Consider the following 2,321-nt stretch of genomic DNA (forward strand, 5'->3'; position numbering starts at 1 on the left):
GCTCAGCGGTCCTGAACCGGCAGCCGATGCCGGCGCGGGCGCTGCGACCGGCCGTGCCGGCGGTCGCCGCCGTCGCCTCCAGTGCCTGGGCGACGGCACCCGGCGACGCGCTGTAGCGGCGATCAGCCTAGGCTCTTCCCATGGCGCGACCCGACGGCCGAGAGCCCGGCCAACTCCGACCCGTGACCCTCACCCGCCGGTGGAGCATTCATCCGGAGGGATCGGTGCTCGTCGAATTCGGCGACACCCGGGTGCTCTGCACCGCCAGCGTGACCGAGGGCGTGCCGCGCTGGCGCAAGGGCTCCGGCCTGGGCTGGGTGACCGCCGAATACGCCATGCTGCCCCGCGCGACGAACACCCGCGGCGACCGGGAGAGCGTCAAGGGCAAGGTCGGCGGCCGCACCCAGGAGATCTCCCGGCTGATCGGGCGCAGCCTGCGGGCCTGCATCGACCTCAAGGCCCTCGGTGAGAATTCCATCGTGCTCGACTGTGACGTGCTCCAGGCCGACGGCGGCACCCGGACGGCGGCCATCACCGGCGCCTACGTCGCGCTGCACGACGCGGTCAACTGGCTGGCCGACCGCAAGTCGCTGGCCGGCAAGGTCGAGAAGGTGATGCACCGCTCGATCCAGGCGGTCAGCGTCGGCATCATCGACGGCGAGCCGCGCCTCGACCTGATGTATCTCGAGGACGTCGCCGCGGAGGTGGACATGAACGTGGTCTGCACCGGCGACGGCGACTTCGTGGAGGTGCAGGGCACCGGCGAGGCCAACGTGTTCCGCCGGGACCAGCTCGACGCGCTGCTCGACCTGGGCGTGCTGGGCTGCGCGGAGCTGGCGGCGGCCCAGCAGAAGGCGCTGGCGTCGTGAGTGCCCGTCTGCTGCTGGCCACGGCAAACCCGAAGAAGCTGGTGGAGCTCCAGCGCATCCTCGACAACGCGCTCGGCTCCGGCGGCATCAACCTGGTCGGGCTGGGCGACTTCCCGGACTACCCGGACGTGCCCGAGACCGGCCTGACCTTCGGCGAGAACGCGCTGATCAAGGCCCGCGAGGGTGCCTCGCGCACCGGCCTGCCGACGGTGGCCGACGACTCCGGGCTGGCCGTGGACGCGCTCAACGGCATGCCCGGCGTCTTCAGCGCCCGCTGGGCCGGTGGCCACGGCGACGACCAGGCCAACCTCGACCTGGTGCTGGCCCAGATCGGCGACGTCCCGGACGAGCACCGCGGCGGCGCCTTCGTCTGCGCGGCCGTGCTGGTGCTGCCCAACGGCCGCGAGCACCTGGTCGAGGGCAAGCAGCGCGGCCAGATCCTGCGCTCGCGGCGCGGCACCGGCGGCTTCGGCTACGACCCGATCTTCCTGGGCGAGGGCCAGAGCCGGACGAACGCCGAGCTGAGCGCCGAGGAGAAGGACGCGATCAGCCATCGCGGCAAGGCGTTCCGCGAGCTGGCCAAGGTCATTGCCAAGGAGCTTCCCCGCTAGCTTTACTATGCCGCCGTGACCAAACGGGGGATGGGTGTCGCGGCCGCACTGGTGCTGGCCGCTGCGGGGTGCACGCCGGGCAGCACGTCGGCGCAGACGGTGGAGCTGGTGGCCGGTGGCGGCGAGGCCGACGGCGGCCCGGCCGTGGACGCGTTCATCGACGGCCGGCTCGTGGACATGACGGTGGACCGGGCCGGGACGTTGCGGGTGCTGACCGAGACCAACGCGGTCCCCACCATGTGGACGGTTCAGGACGGCAAGCTGTCCCATGTGGCGGTGCCCGGCTTCAGAGCCGAGTACGTGAGCCAGATGACGACCGGCCCGGACGGCGCCGTCTACGTCGCCCTGTGGAACGGCGAGGGCGGCGTCTGGCAGATCACGCCGGAAGGCAAGGCCACCCAGCGGCTCGGCATCAACCGCGACACCTATCGCGGTGACCGCAAGCCGCCGGCCGACGGTGCCGCTGCCGAGGGCGCCTACCTGCGGTATCTGCACGGTGTCGCGGTCGGGCCGGACAACCGGATGTACTTCGCTGAGGAACGCAACGACCCGACGACCCACCAGCTGGTCCGTACGGTCGACGGCGGCAAGATCAAGACTGTGCTGGGGCGGGACCTGGCCGGGCTCACCGCGCGGCAGTGGCGCTCCGCGCGTACCCGGGAGGGCGGTTTCCCGGACGGCACCCCGGCCACGCAGATCGCCCTGGAGGGCGGCCTGAACGACCCGATCGCAATCGGCGCCGACGGCACTCTCTACGCTGCGCCGGGCCGGCGCAGCGTCGTCGAGGCCGCCCGCGGCGACGTTGCCGATCAGCTCGTGCGCGGAGCCGTCCGCGCGGACC

Annotated in this window: 3 protein-coding genes; all 3 read left to right on the forward strand. The window is 72.3% G+C overall.

All coding sequences use genetic code 11. From position 1 onward, the window contains the following. The first annotated feature begins 140 nt into the window (after positions 1-140). Positions 141-869, forward strand: coding sequence for a ribonuclease PH (rph, locus tag AB0C29_RS44280; protein WP_360555199.1), 729 nt, complete (start codon positions 141-143; stop codon positions 867-869). Next, positions 866-1,480: an RdgB/HAM1 family non-canonical purine NTP pyrophosphatase gene (gene rdgB, locus AB0C29_RS44285; RefSeq protein ID WP_360833794.1), complete on the forward strand. Its 615-nt coding sequence runs from the start codon at positions 866-868 to the stop codon at positions 1,478-1,480. The genes rph and rdgB overlap by 4 nt, the downstream gene beginning before the upstream one ends. Positions 1,481-1,495: 15 nt before the next feature. After that, positions 1,496-2,321, forward strand: an 826-nt coding sequence (locus AB0C29_RS44290) for a hypothetical protein (RefSeq protein ID WP_360833796.1), incomplete at its 3' end; no start/stop codon positions are given.

The sequence above is a fragment of the Actinoplanes sp. NPDC048791 genome (assembly GCF_040650095.1).
In the GTDB taxonomy this organism is placed as follows: Bacteria; Actinomycetota; Actinomycetes; order Mycobacteriales; family Micromonosporaceae; genus Actinoplanes.